At 66.7% G+C, this 18,272-nt stretch carries 14 protein-coding genes; 8 read left to right on the top strand and 6 right to left on the bottom strand.

What is annotated here, in order from left to right; translation table 11 throughout:
* Position 1 precedes the first annotated feature (1 nt).
* Genes FBY33_RS15550 through FBY33_RS15535 form a run of 4 tightly spaced genes read right to left on the bottom strand, consistent with a single transcriptional unit; the run spans position 2 to position 3,867 of the window.
* Positions 2-1,078 carry a glycosyltransferase family 4 protein gene (locus FBY33_RS15550; RefSeq protein WP_142031328.1) on the bottom strand — a complete coding sequence of 359 codons (1,077 nt, stop codon included), beginning with the start codon at positions 1,076-1,078 and terminating at the stop codon, positions 2-4.
* On the bottom strand, positions 1,075-2,004 hold the full coding sequence (locus FBY33_RS15545) for an alpha/beta fold hydrolase (protein WP_142031327.1): 930 nt from the start codon (positions 2,002-2,004) through the stop codon (positions 1,075-1,077). Before FBY33_RS15545 ends, FBY33_RS15550 begins: the two co-directional genes overlap by 4 nt.
* A gap of 8 nt (positions 2,005-2,012) precedes the next feature.
* A complete protein-coding gene (locus FBY33_RS15540) occupies positions 2,013-2,882 on the bottom strand; it encodes an aldo/keto reductase (protein ID WP_142031326.1) in 870 nt (289 codons plus the stop codon).
* A gap of 19 nt (positions 2,883-2,901) precedes the next feature.
* Positions 2,902-3,867, bottom strand: coding sequence for a sugar-binding transcriptional regulator (locus FBY33_RS15535; protein WP_142031325.1), 966 nt, complete (start codon positions 3,865-3,867; stop codon positions 2,902-2,904).
* Between the two features lie 126 nt (positions 3,868-3,993).
* On the opposite strand from FBY33_RS15535, the gene FBY33_RS15530 reads away from it, so the two are divergent.
* The 3 genes from FBY33_RS15530 to glpK all read left to right on the top strand — a co-directional run bounded on the left by FBY33_RS15530 (position 3,994) and on the right by glpK (position 8,231).
* Positions 3,994-5,832, top strand: a complete 1,839-nt coding sequence (locus FBY33_RS15530) for a glycerol-3-phosphate dehydrogenase/oxidase (RefSeq protein ID WP_142032930.1) — start codon at positions 3,994-3,996, stop codon at positions 5,830-5,832.
* 93 nt (positions 5,833-5,925) lie between these two features.
* Positions 5,926-6,675 (top strand): MIP/aquaporin family protein, encoded by a 750-nt coding sequence (locus FBY33_RS15525; protein WP_142031324.1) that lies wholly within the window; start codon positions 5,926-5,928, stop codon positions 6,673-6,675.
* A gap of 41 nt (positions 6,676-6,716) precedes the next feature.
* Entirely contained in the window at positions 6,717-8,231 is a 1,515-nt protein-coding gene (glpK, locus tag FBY33_RS15520; protein WP_142031323.1) for a glycerol kinase GlpK, read from the top strand.
* 123 nt (positions 8,232-8,354) lie between these two features.
* Here glpK and FBY33_RS15515 read toward each other — a convergent pair whose 3' ends face one another.
* Positions 8,355-9,893 carry an FAD-dependent oxidoreductase gene (locus tag FBY33_RS15515; RefSeq protein WP_142031322.1) on the bottom strand — a complete coding sequence of 513 codons (1,539 nt, stop codon included), beginning with the start codon at positions 9,891-9,893 and terminating at the stop codon, positions 8,355-8,357.
* A gap of 288 nt (positions 9,894-10,181) precedes the next feature.
* Here FBY33_RS15515 and leuS point away from each other — a divergent pair, with 288 nt between their 5' ends.
* From leuS to holA, 5 genes are all read left to right on the top strand, one after another.
* On the top strand, positions 10,182-12,707 hold the full coding sequence (leuS, locus tag FBY33_RS15510; protein WP_142031321.1) for a leucine--tRNA ligase: 2,526 nt from the start codon (positions 10,182-10,184) through the stop codon (positions 12,705-12,707).
* An 84-nt stretch (positions 12,708-12,791) separates the two neighbouring features.
* Positions 12,792-13,793 (top strand): DegV family protein, encoded by a 1,002-nt coding sequence (locus FBY33_RS15505; RefSeq protein WP_142031320.1) that lies wholly within the window; start codon positions 12,792-12,794, stop codon positions 13,791-13,793.
* Between the two features lie 93 nt (positions 13,794-13,886).
* On the top strand, positions 13,887-14,771 hold the full coding sequence (locus FBY33_RS15500; RefSeq protein ID WP_142031319.1) for a ComEA family DNA-binding protein: 885 nt from the start codon (positions 13,887-13,889) through the stop codon (positions 14,769-14,771).
* A gap of 294 nt (positions 14,772-15,065) precedes the next feature.
* The gene (locus FBY33_RS15495; RefSeq protein ID WP_327436756.1) at positions 15,066-16,901 is read left to right on the top strand and encodes a ComEC/Rec2 family competence protein; all 1,836 of its coding nucleotides are present in this window, start codon (positions 15,066-15,068) and stop codon (positions 16,899-16,901) included.
* Positions 16,835-17,851, top strand: a complete 1,017-nt coding sequence (gene holA, locus FBY33_RS15490; RefSeq protein WP_142031317.1) for a DNA polymerase III subunit delta — start codon at positions 16,835-16,837, stop codon at positions 17,849-17,851. Before FBY33_RS15495 ends, holA begins: the two co-directional genes overlap by 67 nt.
* Positions 17,852-17,939: 88 nt before the next feature.
* On the opposite strand, the gene rpsT is transcribed toward holA, so the two are convergent.
* Positions 17,940-18,200 carry a 30S ribosomal protein S20 gene (rpsT, locus tag FBY33_RS15485; protein WP_043454339.1) on the bottom strand — a complete coding sequence of 87 codons (261 nt, stop codon included), beginning with the start codon at positions 18,198-18,200 and terminating at the stop codon, positions 17,940-17,942.
* Positions 18,201-18,272 lie beyond the last annotated feature (72 nt).

The following is an 18,272-nucleotide window of genomic DNA, read 5'->3' as shown; positions in this document are numbered from 1 at the left end:
CTTAGTGATGCCTTTTCGCCACTACCTCGTGCGCCGCGTCCACCAGTTGGCGTGCCGATTCATCCCAGCTGAACTCCGCTGCCCGGGCCAGGGAGCGGCGCGACATCTCCTGCCAGTGCCGCTCATCCTGCAGTTGCCGCACAGCGTCCGCGAACTGCCCGGGAGACTCCGGATCCACGTAGATGGCAGCGTCGGATCCCACTTCGCGGAAGATCGGAATGTCGCTGGCGATCACCGGGGTCCCCACCGCCATGGCCTCCACGAGGGGAAGGCCGTATCCCTCGGCCCGGGACAGGCTCACCAGTGCCGTTGCCCGGCGCAGCAGCCCGTCATACTCCGCGTCGGTCACGCCGTTGTGGAACACCACGGAGGCGCCCGGCGGGACGATGCGTTCCAGTTCCGCCCTCCGCTGCGGCGTGATCCGGCTGAGCAGGTGGAGCGTGTAACCGGGCAGCCCTGCCATGCCTGCCACCATGGTTTCCACGTTCTTGTAGGGCATGAATGAACCCATGTAAATGATCGTTTTGTCCGCGCCGTGGTCCGGCTTGCGTGGTTCCTGCGCCGGTTGGGGTGCGTTGGCGATAATGCGCACGGGCCTTTTCGTCAAACGGTACTTGGCCATCAGGGCCTCTGTGGTCCGGCTGATCGTGGCCACGGTATCGGCCCGGTTGAGCAGGAGCCGCTGCGGCCAGAACGCCTTGTGGTAGAGGCGCCAGAGCACCCTGACGGGGGCCGGCAGGAACCCCGGGGGAGCAGGGTGCTCATAGTAGATGAGGTCGTGCAGGGTCAGGATCAGCCCGTACTTCCGCCCCCAGGTGCCCATGGTTTGCATGGGGCACACCACCACGTCCGCCCCGATGGCGTTGACCTTCCGGGCAACGAAGAGTTCCAGCGGTGACAGCGGGCTGCTGATGAGCGTGTACGGCACGTCCGGGAGGAGTGCAAGCTGCCGGACGTCGGAAACCAGCATGGAGACGTCAGCGATCTTCGCCGTGGCAGCGATCAGGCTGGCTCCGTAGCGGCTGATGCCGTCGTGATGGTCGGTACGGGTGAAACGTGCATCAATGACGATCTTCACGCGGGATGGTCCTTCAGGAAGCTGCGGATGTAGCGGGCGGCCGGCTCCGGCGTTTCGTAGTGGATCAGGTGTCCGACGCCGGGAATCACCTTCAGCTCCCCGTCCGGAAGCCGTGACAGGAGGCTGTGCTGGCTGGGAAGGGTGGCGATTTCATCCTTTTCACCCGCGATCAGCAGTACGGGCAGTTCAAGTTCTCCGGCCACCTCTGCCACATGGTGGCTGACTGAGGCAGTGAACGACTCCAGCAGGCTGTCCCGGTCCGCGAAGGAACTGAAGTACGCGTGGTGCTGGCCATGGATGAAGGCCCTCAGCTCCTTGTCGCGCGTCTTGGCCATGGTCTCGCTCATCACCCGTACAATCAGCCGGTTGCGCAGCAGGGCCAGCCCCGGCCCTTGCGGGAGCCGTGCCGCCAGCCGGTAGTACAGCACCGCCAGCCGCGTCATGACGCCTTTAGGTCCTTCCAGTGCCGGCGCGGCGATGGGGTTGATGAGGATCAGGGGACGCACGGCCGTGGGGTTGTTGGCTACGAAGTGCGCCGCCACGATGGATCCGAACGAGTGCCCCAGCAGCACGGTGTCCGGCCCCAGGCCCTGGGAAGCCATGAAGTCAGCGATGAACGCCCCGTAGCGCTCCACGGAGTGCGGTCCCCGGGCAAAGGCGTCGGACCTGCCAAAGCCGGGCAGGTCAGGCATGATGAGGCGCATCTGCGGCAGCTGGTCCGCGACGCGCAGGAGCCCATGGTGGTCGCCGCGGAACCCGTGGACCACCAGGATCGTGCGGGTCTCCGGTGTCTCCTGCAGTGGCTCATACGTCCAGTAGGCCACCGTGCCGCCGTCGATGGTCACGGTGGACGTGGAGGTGCGGGCGGAAAGTTCCGGGCTCAGGTACGCAGGCGCGGGGGAGGCCCCCGGGTTAACGGTGTCCATGCGCGGGCCTAGTTGACGTTGTCCGGATGCGACCCGGTCCGCTGACCGCGGTCCAGCGCTTTGATGGCCAACAGATCACGTTCGGAGAGCTCGAAATTGAAAACGTTGAGGTTCTCCCGGATCCTTGTTTCGGAGCTGGCCTTGGGAATGGCGATGTTTCCCAGTTGCATGTGCCAGCGAAGGATCACCTGCGCAGGCGTCCGTCCGTGCTCGGCCGCGCAGGCCTGGATGACGGGGTCGGCCAGCACCTGTCCCCGGCCAAGCGGGCTCCACGCTTCCGTGCGGATGCCCAGTTCCGCATGCTTGCCGCGCAGCTCTTCCTGCTGCAGCCAAGGGTGCAGTTCGATCTGGTTGACGGCCGGGACCACTTCGGCGCTTTGGAGCAGGCGGTCAAGGTGTGCCGGCTGGAAGTTGCTGACGCCGATGGCACGGACCCTGCCTTCCCGGTACAGAGTTTCCAGGGCCCGGTAGGTTTCCGGGAACAGTCCCCGCCGCGGGCAGGGCCAGTGGATCAGGTACATGTCCACGTAGTCCAGGCCCAGGTTGACCATCGAATCATCGAAGGCACGCAGCGTTGCGTCGTAGCCGTGATGGTCGTTCCATACTTTGGTGGTGATGAAGATGTCCTCCCGGGTCAGGGACGGGGACAGTTCCCCGGACCCGCCGCTGCCGGTACCGTCGCCCAGCTGGGAACTGATGCCGCGGGCCACGCCGGTTTCGTTCCCGTACATTGCGGCGGTATCGAAATGGCGGTAACCGGCGGCGAGCGCGGTGGCCACCAGCCCTTCCGCGTCTACTGCCGGCACCTTGTAGAGCCCAAAGCCGAGCTGGTCTATCAGCACGCCGTTGTTCAGGCTGAGCCGGGGTGAGGTTCTCATGGCAACGACTCTACCCACTTCAGCTGGTCAGTCCCTCGTAATCGACCAGGCGCCGTGCGGTGGCTTCGTCCAGGATCAGGTCGGTGGCCAGCCTGGCTGCCAGGGCTCCGCGCAGGCCGTTGATCTTGGAAACCCCCGACACCACGCAGATCCTGCGGCGCACCTGGCGGAGCTGGGCAAGCGCCGGCCCGGTGGACCTTTCGTTCAGGACGATTCCGTCAGAGGAACCGTCGGCCCGGAAAAAGACAGTGGCAACGTCGCCCACCACGTCCGACTTGGCCAGCGCGTTCAGGTCGTCCTCATCCAGGTACCCGCCCGCGTAGACGTGGCTCGGATAGTCGGCGTGGACGGAACCCACACCGAAAATGGCGATGCTCATTTTGGCCTGCAATTCCAGGACGCGCTGCACGCTGCGTTCATTCCACATGGCCGTCTTGGTGGCGGCATGGTCGAAGAAGGCCGGAACGGGGAACTGCTCCACCCGCGCCCCATAGGCGCTGCCGAACCTGCGCATGATGTCGCTTGCGTAGGTGATGCCCGTCGTGTGCATGTTTCCGGCACCATTGAGCTGGACGATGACGCTGTCGTGCGTGATCTTCCTGGTGAGGTGCCGGCTGACGGCACTGAGCGTCGATCCCCAGGCCACGCCAATAATGGCGTTCGAGTCCACCAGCGGCCCAATGGTGCGTGCCGCCTGCATGGCTACGCGGTCCAGCGTTTCGGCTTCATTAAGGGTCCCAAGGATGGGGACCACGTGGACGTCCAGGTTGTACCGGCGCCGGATCATCCCCTCCAGCTCGGGACCGGTGTCCAGCGGGTTGCGGATCTGGATTTGTACCAAACCGGATTCCCTCGCCGAGGACAACAGGCGGGAAACTGTGGACCGGGAGGTGTGCAGTTCACGGGCAATCGCGTCCATGGTCAGGTCCTGCAGGTAATACATCTGTGCAGCTCGGAGGGCATCTGCGTCGCGTGAAAGTGCCATCTCACTTCCCTTCTGCACATTCGTGCATAGTCCTTGACTCCATTTTCCATTTCTCCGAACAATAGAGCAGAACGGCGGCGCCATCCAGTGGTGACCGCATCATCACAAAGCCCCAAGGGAGTCGTTTTGGGACCCAAGGATTCAACTGTTCAACCCTCTGCTTCAGCGCCCCGGCCCGGGGCGGAGCGCGCGTCGGTCCACAGCCTGCGGCGGCGGCCGCACGCGAAAGTACTGGTGGTGGGCGGTGGCATCAACGGAGTTGGGACGTTCCGTGACCTGGCACTGCAGGGCGTGGACGTGGCGCTGGTGGAGCGGGGTGACTACTGCCAGGGAGCAAGCGGCGCGTCCTCGCACATGATCCACGGCGGCATCCGCTACCTCGAAAACGGCGAGTTCCGCCTGGTCCGCGAGTCCGTGGTGGAACGCAACCGGCTGCTGCGGATTGCCCCGCACTACGTCAAGCCGCTGCAGACAACCATCCCGATCTTCAGCACGTTCTCCGGTATTCTTTCGGCGCCGCTGCGCTTCCTGACCCACAAGCAGCAGGGCAAGCCGAAGGAGCGCGGCGCGTTCCTCATCAAGGCGGGCCTCAGCCTTTACGATTCGTTCTCCAGGGACGGCGGTACGGTGCCGCGGCATCAGTTCCGGACCCACAAAGCGGCCCTCGAGGAACTGCCCGCCCTTCGGTCGGACGTCAAGTACACCGCCACCTACTTCGATGCTTCGGTCCACAATCCGGAGCGTCTGACCCTGGACGTCCTGCAGGATGGCGAAAAGGCCGGCCGGCCGGGAGGCCCGCAGGGCACCGGCGTGCAAACCGGCAGCGCTCAGGGTGATACGGCCCGCGCCAGCAACTACCTCTCGCTGCAGTCCATGTCGCCGGCGCCCAACCCGGGGACCGGGCGGGGAAGTACCGTCCGCCTTCGCGACGAACTCACCGGCGAGGAATTCGATTTCACCGCGGACATCATCGTCAACACCACCGGCGCGTGGGTGGACCTCACCAACGGGGCAATGGGTGCGGCATCGTCCTTCATGGGAGGCACCAAGGGGTCCCACATCGTGCTGGACCACCCCGGCCTCCTCGCCGCCTGCCGCGGCCGGGAAATCTTCTTTGAGCACACCGACGGCCGGATCGTCCTCATCTACCCGATGGGGGACCGCGTGCTGGTAGGCACCACGGACGTTGACGCGGACATGTCGGAGGACGCCGTCTGCACCGACGAGGAGATCCAGTACTTCTTCGACCTGATCGGCCACGTCTTCCCCTCAATCGACGTCACCCCTGACGACATCGTGTACACGTTCTCGGGCGTCCGCCCGCTGCCCAGCCATGACGCTACCCAGCCCGGCTTCGTCTCCCGTGATTACCGCATCGAACGCCGCACCTCCGGGCGTGACGGAAGCGGCGCCGTCGTGCTGAGCCTGGTGGGCGGCAAATGGACCACCTTCCGCGCCCTCGCTGAGCACCTGACCAACGAGGTCCTCGGCGAACTGGGTGTGCAGCGCAAGGTGTCCACCGCCCAACTGCCCATCGGCGGTGGCGCCGGCTTCCCTGCCGACGAAGCCGGCGTGCAGAAGTGGATCAAGGCGCACATGGCGTCCGGGCGCGATGCAGACCGCACGGCCGGGCTGCTGACCCGCTACGGGACCCGGGCCGAAGAGGTCATCGCCTACCTCGATGCCGAGCCCGACCACGCGCTGCGGTCCACCCGCGAACTGAGCGTCCGTGAACTGGAATTCATGGCGGCGAATGAGCAGGTGGGGCACCTTGTGGACGTCCTCATCCGGCGTACCTCCCTGGCCTTCCGCGGGCTGGTTACCGGTGAACTCCTCAATGAAGTGGCGGAGGTTCTGTCCGTCCCGCTCAAGTGGGACGCTGCGGCGCGCGCTGCTGAGATCAAGCACGCACAGGACGTGCTGCAGCGTTTCCACCGTGTGGAAATGCACAGCCTGGTCGCCTAAGGCCAGGTTTCCGGCCGGGGCGTTACAGCGTCCCGGCCACACGGTCCTTCACCCGCGGAGGACCGACAACTAAACAAAGAAATGGAGTCAAAGATGTCTCTAGGAATAGTCTTCCTCTCCGAAGTCTTTGGCACGGGCATGCTGACCCTGTTGGGTTGCGGCGTCGTTGCCAACGTGGCTTTACGGGGGACAAAAGGCAACAGTGGCGGCTTCCTGATGGTCACTTGGGGATGGGGCATTGCCGTCTTCTGTGGTGTCTTCGTCGCCGCCAAGTCGGGCGCGCACCTGAACCCTGCCGTCACGCTCGGCCTGCTGCTCAATGGCAAGGCTGAGTATGCGCCGGGAGTCACCGTAGACTTCGCTTCCACCCTCACCTACTTCGGGGGCGAGATGGTGGGTGCATTCCTTGGCGCCGTGGTCTGCTGGCTGGCCTACAAGCAGCACTTCGACGACGAGCCGGAGCCCGCAGGCAAGCTCGGGACCTTTTCCACCGGCCCTGCCATCCGGTCCACCCCATGGAACCTGATCACCGAAATCATCGGTACTTTTGTGCTGGTCTTCGTCATCCTCACCCTCGGCGGTACCCCGTCGGGGCTCGGCCCGCTGGCAGTGGCGCTGCTCGTCGTCGGTATCGGTGTTTCCCTCGGCGGCCCCACCGGCTACGCCATCAACCCCGCCCGTGACCTGGGACCCCGCATCGCCCACGCAGTGCTTCCCATCAGGGGCAAGGGCTCCAGCGACTGGAGTTATTCGTGGATCCCGGTGGTTGGCCCGCTTGTAGGCGGCGCCCTGGGCGGACTCGTCGCCCGGATTGTCCCGATCATCATCACGGCCGCTTCCTGACCCGTACTCACCACAGCCATTAACAAGACAAGGACGTCATCATGAACCAGTACGTAATCGCCATCGACCAGGGCACCACCAGCACCCGCGCCATCATCTTCGACCACAGCGGCGCCATTGTCTCCTCCGGCCAGATGGAACACGAGCAGATCTTTCCGCAGGCAGGGTGGGTGGAACACGACGCGACGGAGATCTGGAACAACACCCGTGAGGTCATCGGCTCGGCCCTCTCCAAGGCGAACCTGACGCGGCACGATATTGCCGCCGTCGGGATCACCAACCAGCGCGAAACCGCTGTGGTCTGGGACAAGACCACCGGCAAGCCGGTGTACAACGCCATCGTGTGGCAGGACACCCGCACCCAGGACATCGTGGACGAACTGGGCAGGGATGGCGGCGCGGACCGCTTCAAACAGAAAGTGGGCCTGCCGCTGGCCACCTACTTCTCCGGCACCAAGATCAAATGGATCCTGGACAACGTTGACGGTGCGCGGGAAAAGGCAGAGGCCGGGGACCTGGTCTTTGGCAACACCGACGCCTGGGTCCTGTGGAACCTGACCGGCGGCGTGGACGGCGGCGTCCATGTCACCGACGTCACCAACGCCTCCCGGACGTTGTTCATGGACCTCGAGACGCTGCAGTGGGACGACGAGATCCTGCGCATTTTCGGCGTGCCCCGCAGCATGATGCCGGAGATCAAGTCCTCCTCCGAGGTGTACGGCACCGTCCACAGCTCCCAGCTGCTCCGTGAGACGCCGGTGGCGGGCATCCTTGGCGACCAGCAGGCCGCAACCTTCGGGCAGGCCGCCTTCGACGCCGGCGAAGCGAAGAACACCTACGGCACGGGCTGCTTCCTGATCTTCAACACGGGCGAGGAAATCGTCCACTCGAAGAACGGGCTCCTCACCACGGTGGGGTACAAGCTGGGCGACGCCAAGCCGCACTACGCCCTCGAAGGATCGATCGCCGTCACCGGCTCGCTGATCCAGTGGCTCCGCGACAACCTGGGCATGATCAGCAGCGCACCGGAGGTGGAAACCCTTGCCGCGTCGGTCAAGGACAACGGCGGCGTGTACATCGTCCCCGCGTTCTCCGGCCTGTTCGCCCCGTACTGGCGCTCCGACGCCCGCGGCGCGATCGTGGGCCTCACCCGGTTCGTCAACAAGAACCACATCGCCCGGGCCGCTCTGGAGGCCACCGCGTTCCAGACCCGCGAGGTGCTGGACGCGGTCAACGCCGACTCAGGCGTGCCGCTGAGCGAGCTGAAGGTCGACGGCGGCATGGTGGCCAATGACGCGCTCATGCAGTTCCAGGCCGACATCCTGGGCGTCCCGGTCATACGCCCCAAGGTCATTGAAACCACGGCACTGGGGGCTGCCTACGCGGCAGGACTGGCCGTCGGTTTCTGGAAGGACCTCGGGGAATGCTCCGCCAACTGGTCCGAGGACAAGCGCTGGGAACCGCAGATGGACAAGGCTGAACAGGACCGCCAGATGCGGCTTTGGAAGAAGGCCGTCACCAAGTCCATGGAGTGGGTCGACGAGGACGTGCGCTAGCCTCCACCCGTCACGGGGCCGCCCTGCCGATCCGGCGGGGCGGCCCCTGCCTTTTCCGCCAGGCCCGGCCAGGTGCAGGGTGTCCCAGTGCAAGGCATTGCAAGGCGTCGCACGTGCAGGGTGTCACGGGGCAGGCTGCTGCGGCAGGTCCTCGGTGGCGGGTCCCTGGATGACCCTCCCGTCCACGTCGAACCTGGAACCGTGGCAGGGGCAATCCCAGGTGCGTTCTCCCCGGTTGAAGCCCACCGTGCAGCCCAGATGCGTGCAGATGGCGGATACGGCGTGGATGCCGCCCGCTTCGTCCCGAAAACATGCGGTGCTTGCCCCGGGAGTCTCAATCACCGTGCCGTCATTGGGGGCCAGGTCCGCTATCTGCCGTGCAGCGCCGTCTGTGCGGGTCCCGTCACTGGTCCCGGGTTCGGCCAGGTTTGATGTTGTAGCCCCTTCCGGCCTTGTCCCGGTCGCTGACGGCGCGCGGTTGCTGTCAAACAGAGGCGCCCAGCCGTTGGCTGTGCCATTGAGCAGGTCGGCCAGCATCAGGGCGGCGGCGGTACCGTTTGTCAGTCCCCATTTGCGCAGGCCCGTAATGACGAAGGCATGGCGGTTGTCCGGATTCAGCGGACCGACATACGGGAGTCCGTCCAGGGGCATCCCGTCCTGGGTGGACCAGCGGTAGGCAACGGGTCCGGCGCCGAATTTGCTGCGCGCGAAGGCTGCCAGGCTGGCATGGCGCGACGCCGGATCGACCCGTTCGCCGGCAGGGTGGCCCTCGCCGCCGGTCAGCAGATAGGTCATCCCGTTCAGCTGGACGGTCAGCAACGACCGCATCGGCTCATCGGCGCTGATAAAGGTGGCGTCCAGGGCAGGGGTGTCCAATGGGGCGGCAACGATATAGGAGCGGTGCGGCGGGCACAGTGCCTCGAAGCGGCCATGGTCTCCGAAGGGAACATTCGTGGCAACAATTGCTTCAGTCGCCAGCACCGTGCCGCCTCCGGCAGCAACCTTCACCCGGGTTCCCTCCTGAAGGTCGTTCGCGCGGGTCCCTTCAAAGACGAAGCTGCTCTCCCCGTCCACCCTGGCGGCGAGCCCCTGGAGGTACTGCACGGAGTGGATCTGGGCCTGCCCGTCAAACCGGAGGGCGCCCGCCACAGGGAACGGGAGGGGCACCTCGGCTGTGAACGCAGCCGGAAGGCCGAGCCTGGCGGCGAGTTCGGCTTCCGCGCGCACCTCCGGCAGGGCGTCCCTACTGACGGCGAAGGTGTAGTTGGCAACCCGGCGGAAACCGCAGGAGATGCCTTCCGCCGCCACCACCCGGGCGATGTGCTCCACGGCGGCCTGGTTGGCGCCTCCATAGATTCCCGCGGCGTTCCTTCCGTGGGTTCGGTCCAGCTCCGTGTACGCCAGGCGGTGCAGGGATGTCACCTTGCCGGTGGTGTGGCCCGTGACGCCGGTGCCGATCCGGCCCGCCTCAAGGACGGCCACGGAGCGCCCCGATCGCTTGAGGGCCAGCGCTGCCGTCAGGCCGGCGATGCCGCCCCCGATGACTGCCACGTCCACTTCGATCGTGCCGCGCAGCCTGGGAAAGTCGGTGCGGCCGGCGGTTGCCAGCCACAAGGAGAGGGGTACCCCTTCCGCGAAGCCGGCGGCGGTTGCCTCTGACATCGTGTGCCGCCTCCCTGCGTTGTGGGATGATCATGCGCGCTTCCCCCGGGTTATGCAACGGGGCCTGCCGCTGGCTGCGGCGGGCGGCGTGCCGGTGCGCTAAAGTAGATCCATGCGTGCGATCCTTCTGCTTAGTTAGCCGCCGGCTCCGAATATCGGACAGCTGAGCGGCAGCCCCTCCCTTGGCGAGGGGCTTTTGTGTGTCCGGGGCATTGCGCCGGGCCGGCAGCAGGAGGATCAGGCCGTTATGGCAGCACAGATGCCGTAACAGAACAGAAGAGGGCAGCAGTGGGCGTTCAGCCGGAGACAGAGACCGGAACAGCAACAACAGTATCGGCGGAGCCTGAAGAGGGCACCTACAGTTTCACCGCCATGGAGGCCAAATGGCCCCAGGTGTGGGAAGACCTCAAGGTCTTCACCCCGGTGGATGACGGGTCCCGGGAGCGCCGTTACGTGCTTGACATGTTCCCGTACCCGTCCGGTGACCTGCACATGGGCCACGCCGAAGCGTTCGCCATGGGTGACGTGGTGGCCCGCTACCTGCGCCAGAAGGGGTACGACGTCCTGCACCCCATCGGCTGGGACTCCTTTGGCCTGCCCGCGGAGAACGCCGCCATCAAGCGCAACGCCCACCCCAGCGAGTGGACCTACGCCAACATCGACACCCAGGCGGCGTCCTTCAAGCGGTATGCCATTTCCGCTGACTGGTCGCGCCGCCTGCACACCTCGGATCCCGGGTACTACCGCTGGACCCAGTGGCTGTTCAAGCGCTTCTACGAGCGCGGCCTGGCCTACCGGAAGAACTCCCCGGTCAACTGGTGCCCCAAGGACCAGACCGTCCTGGCCAACGAACAGGTCGTTAATGGCGCCTGCGAGCGCTGCGGCACCACCGTGACCAAGAAGTCGCTCAACCAGTGGTACTTCAAGATCACCGATTACGCCGACCGCCTGCTGGACGACATGGATGAGCTCCGGGGCCACTGGCCCGAGCGCGTCCTGGCCATGCAGAAGAACTGGATCGGCCGTTCCGAAGGCGCACACGTCAACTTCGTGATCGAAGCCGACGGCGGCAAGCCCGCCAAGGAGGTTACGGTCTTCACCACCCGCCCGGACACCCTGTACGGCGCAACCTTCTTCGTGGTGGCTGCCGACGCGCCGATCGCCGTCGACCTTGTCACGGACGAGCACGCGGCCGCCCTGGACGAATACCGCGAACAGGTCAAGGCGCTCTCCGAGATCGAACGCCAGTCCACCGAGCGCGAAAAGACCGGCGTCTTCACCGGCCGCTACGCCATCAACCCGCTCAACGGGGAGAAGCTGCCGGTGTGGGCAGCGGACTACGTGCTGGCCGACTACGGCACCGGCGCCATCATGGCCGTGCCCGCCCATGACCAGCGTGACCTGGACTTCGCCCGCGCCTTCGGCCTGCCGGTCCGCGCCGTCCTGGACACCGGCGAGGAGGATCCCGCCGTCACCGGCACGGCCACCGCGGGGGAGGGAACCCTGATCAATTCCGGTGAGCTCGACGGCCTGCCCAAGGCCGAGGCCATCCCGGCCGCCATCGCCATGCTGGAGCGGCAGGGCACCGGCGAGAAGTTCGTAAACTTCCGGCTCCGCGACTGGCTGCTGAGCCGGCAGCGGTTCTGGGGCACTCCCATCCCCATCATCCACTGCCCGTCCTGCGGGGAGGTCCCGGTACCGGACGACCAGCTGCCGGTAACCCTGCCCGCGGACCTCCGTGGCGAGGACCTCGCCCCCAAGGGCACCTCGCCCCTGGCGGCTGCCGAAGCATGGGTCAACGTGGAATGCCCGTCCTGCCACGGCCCCGCCAAACGGGATACCGACACCATGGACACCTTCGTCGACTCCTCCTGGTACTTCCTGCGGTTCGTCTCCCCGCACTACACGGAGGGCCCCTTCGATCCGGAGAAGATCAACGACTGGATGCCGGTGGGCCAGTACGTCGGTGGTGTGGAGCACGCCATCCTGCACCTGCTGTACGCCCGTTTCTTCACCAAGGTCATCCACGACCTGGGCATGATTGACGCCGACGAACCGTTCAGTGCGCTCCTGAACCAGGGCCAGGTGCTTAACGGCGGCAAGGCCATGAGCAAGTCGCTGGGCAACGGTGTTGACCTCGGTGAGCAGCTGGACAAGTTCGGCGTGGACGCGGTCCGGCTGACCATGGTCTTCGCCTCCCCGCCGGAGGACGACGTCGACTGGGCCGATGTCTCGCCGTCGGGCTCTGCCAAGTTCCTGGCACGCGCCTGGCGCCTGGCCCAGGACGTAACCAGCGAACCCGGCGAGGACGCCACCACCGGAGACCGCGCCCTGCGTTCGGTAACGCACCGCACCATCGCCGACGCCGCCGAGCTGCTGGACGCCAACAAGTTCAACGTTGTGGTGGCCAAGCTGATGGAACTGGTTAACGCCACCCGCAAAGCGATCGACTCCGGCGCGGGCGCAGCGGACCCGGCAGTCCGCGAAGCTGCCGAGGCTGTCGCCGTGATCCTCAGCCTCTTCGCGCCGTACACCGCCGAGGACATGTGGAACCTGCTGGGCCACCCGGCATCGGTAGCCAACGCAGGCTGGCCCGGGCACGACCCCGCGCTCCTGGTCCAGGACACGGTCACCGCGGTGGTCCAGGTACAGGGCAAGGTCCGCGACCGGCTGGAGGTGTCTCCGGACGTCTCCGAGGATCAGCTCCGCGAGCTGGCCCTGGCCTCGGAAAACGTCCAGCGTGCCCTGGACGGCCGGGGCATCAGGACAGTCATTGTCCGTGCCCCTAAGCTGGTCAACATCGTTCCGGCATAACTGCTGCACCCGCAGCACCCACCGGCCGTCGGAGCTTCCGGCGGCCGGTGACAACTGAGCCGGACACTGTCTCCAGGAGGCCCCTTGCCTGACAGTAATGCCGCCGCCTGGCCATGGGTCCGTTCACGGCTGTCCGGCCTCCGTCCCGGAGCCAGGCCGGGGACCAGACATGACGGCGCCCGCGCCGGGGTGCGCACCGCCGTCGTCACCGACTCCGCAGCTGCCCTGCCTGCGGACTATTCAGGCAGCCTTCCGCAGGACGGCATCCTGACCGTGACACCCATGCCCGTCATGGTGGGCCCGGAAATCTATGGCGAGGGTGAAGACGACATCCTGGAGACCATCGCCGTGGCGCTGGCCGCCGGAACCCAGGTCAAGACCTCCAGGCCATCACCAGGGCAATTTGAACAGGCGTACCGCGCTGCCGAACGCCGGGGGTTCGAGGCAGTGGTTTCCGTCCATATCTCGGGGGAACTTTCCGGCACCGCGGATGCTGCCCGGCTGGCTGCGGCCAGGGTGGGGATCCCGGTGGAAGTGGTGGACACCCGAACCGTCGGCATGGCGCAGGGGATGGCAGTGCAGGCCGCGGTGGAGGCAGCCGCAGCGGGTTCCGACTGTGCCGGGGTGGCTGCGGCGGCAGGAGCGCAGGCAGCCCGGACCAAGGTTTTCTTCTACGTCCCCAGTCTGGAACAGCTGCGGCGCGGCGGACGCATCGGCGCGGCGGCCTCGCTTCTGGGCACCGTGTTTGCCATCAAACCCATCCTGGCGGTCGACGGCGGCAGGATCGTCCCGTTGGAGAAGGTGCGCTCTGGCGCCAGGGCAGTGGCACGCCTGGAGGAAATCGTGGTGGCCCAGGCGGCAGCGCATCCGGCCGGGTCCGTGCGCCTGGCCGTCCATCATTTCGGTAACCCGGAAGAGGCGGAGAGCCTGGCCGCGAGGCTGGAAGCGGCGCTTCCCGACTGTCCTCCTGCCCAGATCAGCTCCCTTCCGGCGGTTTTGGCTGCCCATGCGGGGCTGGGTGTGCTTGCGGTCATCGTGGGCAGGACGGCGGATGGGCCGGGGGCCGGAGTGCATCTTTCCACATAGCGCCTTTGGCTGCTGCCGGGCAACCGCCCGTGTTCCTAGGGTGGAGCTATGTCACGCCGGGATGCTGGAGCAGCAGGTCAGCAGGCGCGCCATGTGAGAGCCCGGCTCCGGGCAACCCTGGGGGAGGGCGCTCCCGGGCTCCTGGAGGACGGACCGGGCCTTGACGGTTTTGTGTACCGCGGCTCCGGCGACCCGGGCGGATCTGGAGAAACAGGCGGCGCGGGCGGAACTGAACCCAGCCGTGGCTCCGGGGCCGGTTCCAGCGGGGCGCCTTCGCTTCGATGGCGGGTGGGGCTCCGTGTCGCAGTGCTGCTTGCTGCCCTGGCCGCGGCCGCGGCGGCCTGGTTTTGGTGGCAGGCCGGGGCGGCGGCTCCGGAGGTACTTCCCTTGAGCGCTGCCAGTTCCAGTGGGCCTCCCCGTGCCGGCTTGGCTAATGGGGACAGTGGGGCCGCCCCGGGCGGGACGGCAACCTCACCCGATTCCGGCAGCGGGCAGGGCGGGGCTGCGTCGGCCGGGGCAGTAGTGGTTCATGTTGCCGGCGCCGTGGCCAAACCCGGTGTCATCCGGCTCCAACAGGGGAGCCGCGTTGCCGACGCCATCGCCGGCGCGGGCGGTGCGGCACAGGACGCAGACGTGAACAGGCTCAACCTTGCGCTCGTCGTGGAGGACGGGCAGAAGATCTACGTTCCGCAACACGGGGAGCCGCTGTCCTCCGCACCGGACGCCGCACGGCCGGACGGCACGGAGGGAGCTGGCACGGGGGCCTCCGGCACCGGATCGGTGGGCGGAAAGGTCAACCTCAACACCGCGGACGTTGCCACGCTGGACACACTGCCGAAGGTGGGGCCGGTGCTGGCCCAGCGGATCGTCGACTGGCGGAAGGAACATGGCGCTTTCAAGAGTGTTGAAGAGCTGGATGCCGTGGATGGAGTCGGGCCCAAAATGCTTGAAGCCCTGCTGCCACTCGTGACGGTCTAAGCCGCCATGGGAGCGAAACCGGGCGGGCGCCGCAGGGACGCAGGGCAGGGGAGGGGTGGCCCGGCCTCCAGCGGCGGAAGTGCGCGCCCCAGTCCCTGGAACCGGTTCATTGAGTCCGCCGTGCAGGGTGCAGGCGCGGATCCGCAGGCCCTGCCGCCCCCGGCTGAAACGGAGCGCTCAGACGCACCTTCTCCGTGGTCCCCGCCGGCATTCCCGTTTACGCCACGGGTGCCGGCAAAACAGCGCAGGCCGCTGCAAGGGCGTGCGGCGCTCCAGGGGTGCTGGACCCGTGCTGTGGGCCATGTCCGCACGCGGACAGGCAATAACGGCAAGGCCCGGGAAGAGGCTGATTCCAGCCGTGAGGGGCCACGCCGCCGCACCGACCTCCGCCTGGCACTTCCGGCAGCGTTGGTCTGGAGCGCCTCAGTGGCCGGGCTTTGGCTGCCGCCGGTGGGGCTGGCTGTCCTGTGCTCCGCGCTGGCGGCGATGGGTGGCCTCTTCCTTGTGCACGCGGCCAGAGGCCGACGGGTGGACAAGACGTGTACCGCCGTCGGCCGGGCAGAACGGATCGGGCGCCGGAAAGCGAGGGGACGGAGCTTCCCCGCCGCGTTGGGCGTCGCCCTGATGCTGGCCGCTGCCGCCGCAGCCCACTCCGCTGCGTCCTCCAGTCAACGGTTCGATGGGCCGCTGGCCGCGGCGGTCACCGCCGGCAAGTCAGCGGTCGTCGTGGTCGAGGTGGCGGGAAACCCGCGGGCCATGACGGGTCCGGGCGGGTCCCCGGGACGGTGGTCCGTGCCGGTGTGGACACGGGAATTGACCACAGGCGGCATGCTGGTGCGGACACGGGCCCGCCTCACCGTCATGGGAGGGCAAGGATGGGACGGGGTGGTGCCGGGGCAAACACTGCGTGCATCGGGCAAACTGCGTCCTGCCGAGCCAGGGGAGCAGGAGGCAGGAACGCTGGCCGCCTCGACGGCTCCCCTCAAGGCCACGGGCGGCTCGCCGCTGGAGGGATCAGCCAGGGAACTCCGGGGACGCTTTATTTCCGCTTCCGCTTTCCTGGCCCCTGATGCCCGCGGCCTCCTGCCGGGCATGGTCACCGGTGATACCAGTGTGCTGGACGAGGGACTGGACAATGCCATGAAGGCTGTGGGGATGACCCATCTGACAGCGGTCAGCGGAGCAAACTGCAGCCTCGTGTTGGGGTCTTTGCTGCTGCTGTGCCGGCGGTTCCGGCTGCCCCGTGCTCCTGCCGCAGCCGCCGCCCTTTCCGGTCTGGCCCTCTTCGTGGTCCTGGTGGGACCCGACGCCAGCGTCCTGCGCGCAGCACTCATGGGTGCCATTGGCGTCGCTTCCCTGGCCAGCGGACGCTCAGGGCGGGGACTGAGCTTCCTTTGCCTCGCGGTCATCGGGCTCCTGCTGATCGACCCTGCACTGGGAACCAGCTTCGGCTTCCTGTTGTCGGTGCTCGCCACGCTGGGAATCATTCTCCTGGGCCGGCCCATCATCGGTTGGATCCCCGCCGCGGTGCCCCGATGGGCCGCCGCGGCGGTCGCGGTTCCGCTGTCAGCACAGCTGTTATGCGGGCCCGTCATCGTCCTCCTGCAGCCGCAGTTTGCCACCTATTCGCTCGTGGCCAACGTCCTGGCGTCGCCCCTGGTGGCTCCCGTGACCCTGCTGGGAACGGCCGCGGTGCCCCTGGTGGTCCTGCTGCCGTGGGCCGCAACGGTCCTGATAGCCATGGCCGGAATGTTCTGTGCCGGCGTTGCTGCCACGGCCAGGTGGGCGTCGCAGCTGCCTGGCTCCGCCCTTCCCTGGCCGGAGGGCCTGCCCGGGCTGCTGTCAATGGTGCTGTTGTCAGCCGTGACCCTTGCCGCCGTATGGGCAGCGGCCCGGCCGCTGGGGTTTCTTGGGAAGGTCCGGGAAGCGCACGCCGTCACGGTGGCGTTGATCGGGCTGATGGAGCCGCGGCTGCAGCACTTCCCCCGTCGTCGCAGCTTGGACCCCGGGCGCAGACGTGGCAGGCTGGGATACTGCAATATCACCTCCGGAAGGGACCTTCGATGGCCGTTGCGCAAAAGCGGGCAAGCCGCTCCCCGGCGTCGAATACGGCCTCCTGGCGGGACGTAGCCCCGGCTGCGATCGTGCTGGTGAGCGGGCCGGAAGATTACCTTGGGATCAGGGCGATGGACAGGATCAGGTCACAGGTCAGGGCGGCCGCGCCGGACGTCGAACTGAGCCGCATCAACGCCGCAGGGTATGAGGCCGGCACCCTGACCATGCAGGTGAGCCCCTCACTGTTCGGTGAAAGCAAGCTGATTGAAGTGGAAGCCGTGGAAGGGATGAACGACGCCTTCCTTGCCGACGCCCTCGCGTACCTGCAGCACCCGGAAGAGGACGCCGTCGTGGTGCTGCGGCACGCCGGCGGGACGCGCGGCAAGAAGCTCCTCGACGCCGTCAGGAAAGGCGGCTGGCCGGTTGTTGACTGCCAGCCGTTGAAGAAGGACGCCGACAAGGTTTCGTTCGTCATGGCGGAGTTCAAGGCCGGCGGACGCCGCATCAACCAGGACGCCGTCCAGTCGCTGGTGAACGCCGTGGGCGCAGACCTGTCAGAACTCGCCGCCGCCTGCTCGCAACTGATCGCCGACGCAGGGAGCACTGTCACCACTGACACCGTGGACAAATACTACGGCGGGCGGATCGAGGCCACAGCATTCAAGGTTGCCGACGCCGCAATGGCAGGGAACGCCCCTGTGGCCCTGTCGACGCTGCGCCACGCCCTTGCCACCGGCGCTGACCCTGTGCCCCTGGTGGCAGCCCTCGCGTCCAAGCTGAGGACTGTTGCCCGGGTGGCCGGCGCCTCGGGATCCTCTGCCCAGATTGCGGCCGAACTGGGCATGCAGCCCTGGCTCGTGGAGCAGGCACAACGGGACGTCCGGCGCTGGACCCCCGAAGGCCTGGTGCGCTCCATCCAGGCCACGGCGGAGGCCGACGCGCAGGTCAAGGGCCTGTCCCGGGACCCCGTCTACGCCGTCGAGCACGCGGTGACGGTTATCGCCATGTCCGTACAGGGCAGATAACACACGCGCAGGCGCGCCCAGGCTTAAAAGCGTGTGGCCGGTACCTTCCGGTACCGGCCACACCATCAGTTCGTGGGAACTGGAAACCTTAGAGTGCGTTGACCTTCTTGGAGATCGCCGACTTGCGGTTCGCTGCGTTGTTCTTGTGCAGAACACCCTTGCTGACAGCCTTGTCCAGCTTACGGCTGGCAGTAACGAGCGCAGTAGTAGCAGCTTCCTTGTCAGCGGACTCAACGGCGGTGTTGACAGCGCGGATGGCCGTCTTCAGCTCAGACTTGACTGCGTTGTTGCGCAGGCGTGCCTTCTCGTTGGTCAGGATGCGCTTCTTCTGGGACTTGATATTCGCCACGTGTGAACTCTCTTTGTAATGCGGAAATGGTCTAGAGGGCTTTCAGGCTGGCCTTGACTGAGCGGCGTGGGG

This window comes from Arthrobacter sp. SLBN-112, assembly GCF_006715225.1.
Lineage (GTDB): Bacteria > Actinomycetota > Actinomycetes > Actinomycetales > Micrococcaceae > Arthrobacter.
The sequence above is the reverse complement of the archived record's forward strand: the minus strand, read 5'-3'. Positions and strand labels throughout refer to the sequence as shown.

Excerpts from the sequence above, each read along its gene's own strand:
- glpK (WP_142031323.1), top strand. The coding sequence starts at position 6,717 with ATGAACCAGTACGTAATCGCCATCGACCAGGGCACCACCAGCACCCGC.
- holA (WP_142031317.1), top strand. The coding sequence starts at position 16,835 with ATGGCCGTTGCGCAAAAGCGGGCAAGCCGCTCCCCGGCGTCGAATACG.
- FBY33_RS15545 (WP_142031327.1), bottom strand. The coding sequence starts at position 2,004 with ATGGACACCGTTAACCCGGGGGCCTCCCCCGCGCCTGCGTACCTGAGC.
- FBY33_RS15525 (WP_142031324.1), top strand. The coding sequence starts at position 5,926 with ATGTCTCTAGGAATAGTCTTCCTCTCCGAAGTCTTTGGCACGGGCATG.
- FBY33_RS15540 (WP_142031326.1), bottom strand. The coding sequence starts at position 2,882 with ATGAGAACCTCACCCCGGCTCAGCCTGAACAACGGCGTGCTGATAGAC.
- FBY33_RS15515 (WP_142031322.1), bottom strand. The coding sequence starts at position 9,893 with ATGTCAGAGGCAACCGCCGCCGGCTTCGCGGAAGGGGTACCCCTCTCC.
- FBY33_RS15535 (WP_142031325.1), bottom strand. The coding sequence starts at position 3,867 with ATGGCACTTTCACGCGACGCAGATGCCCTCCGAGCTGCACAGATGTAT.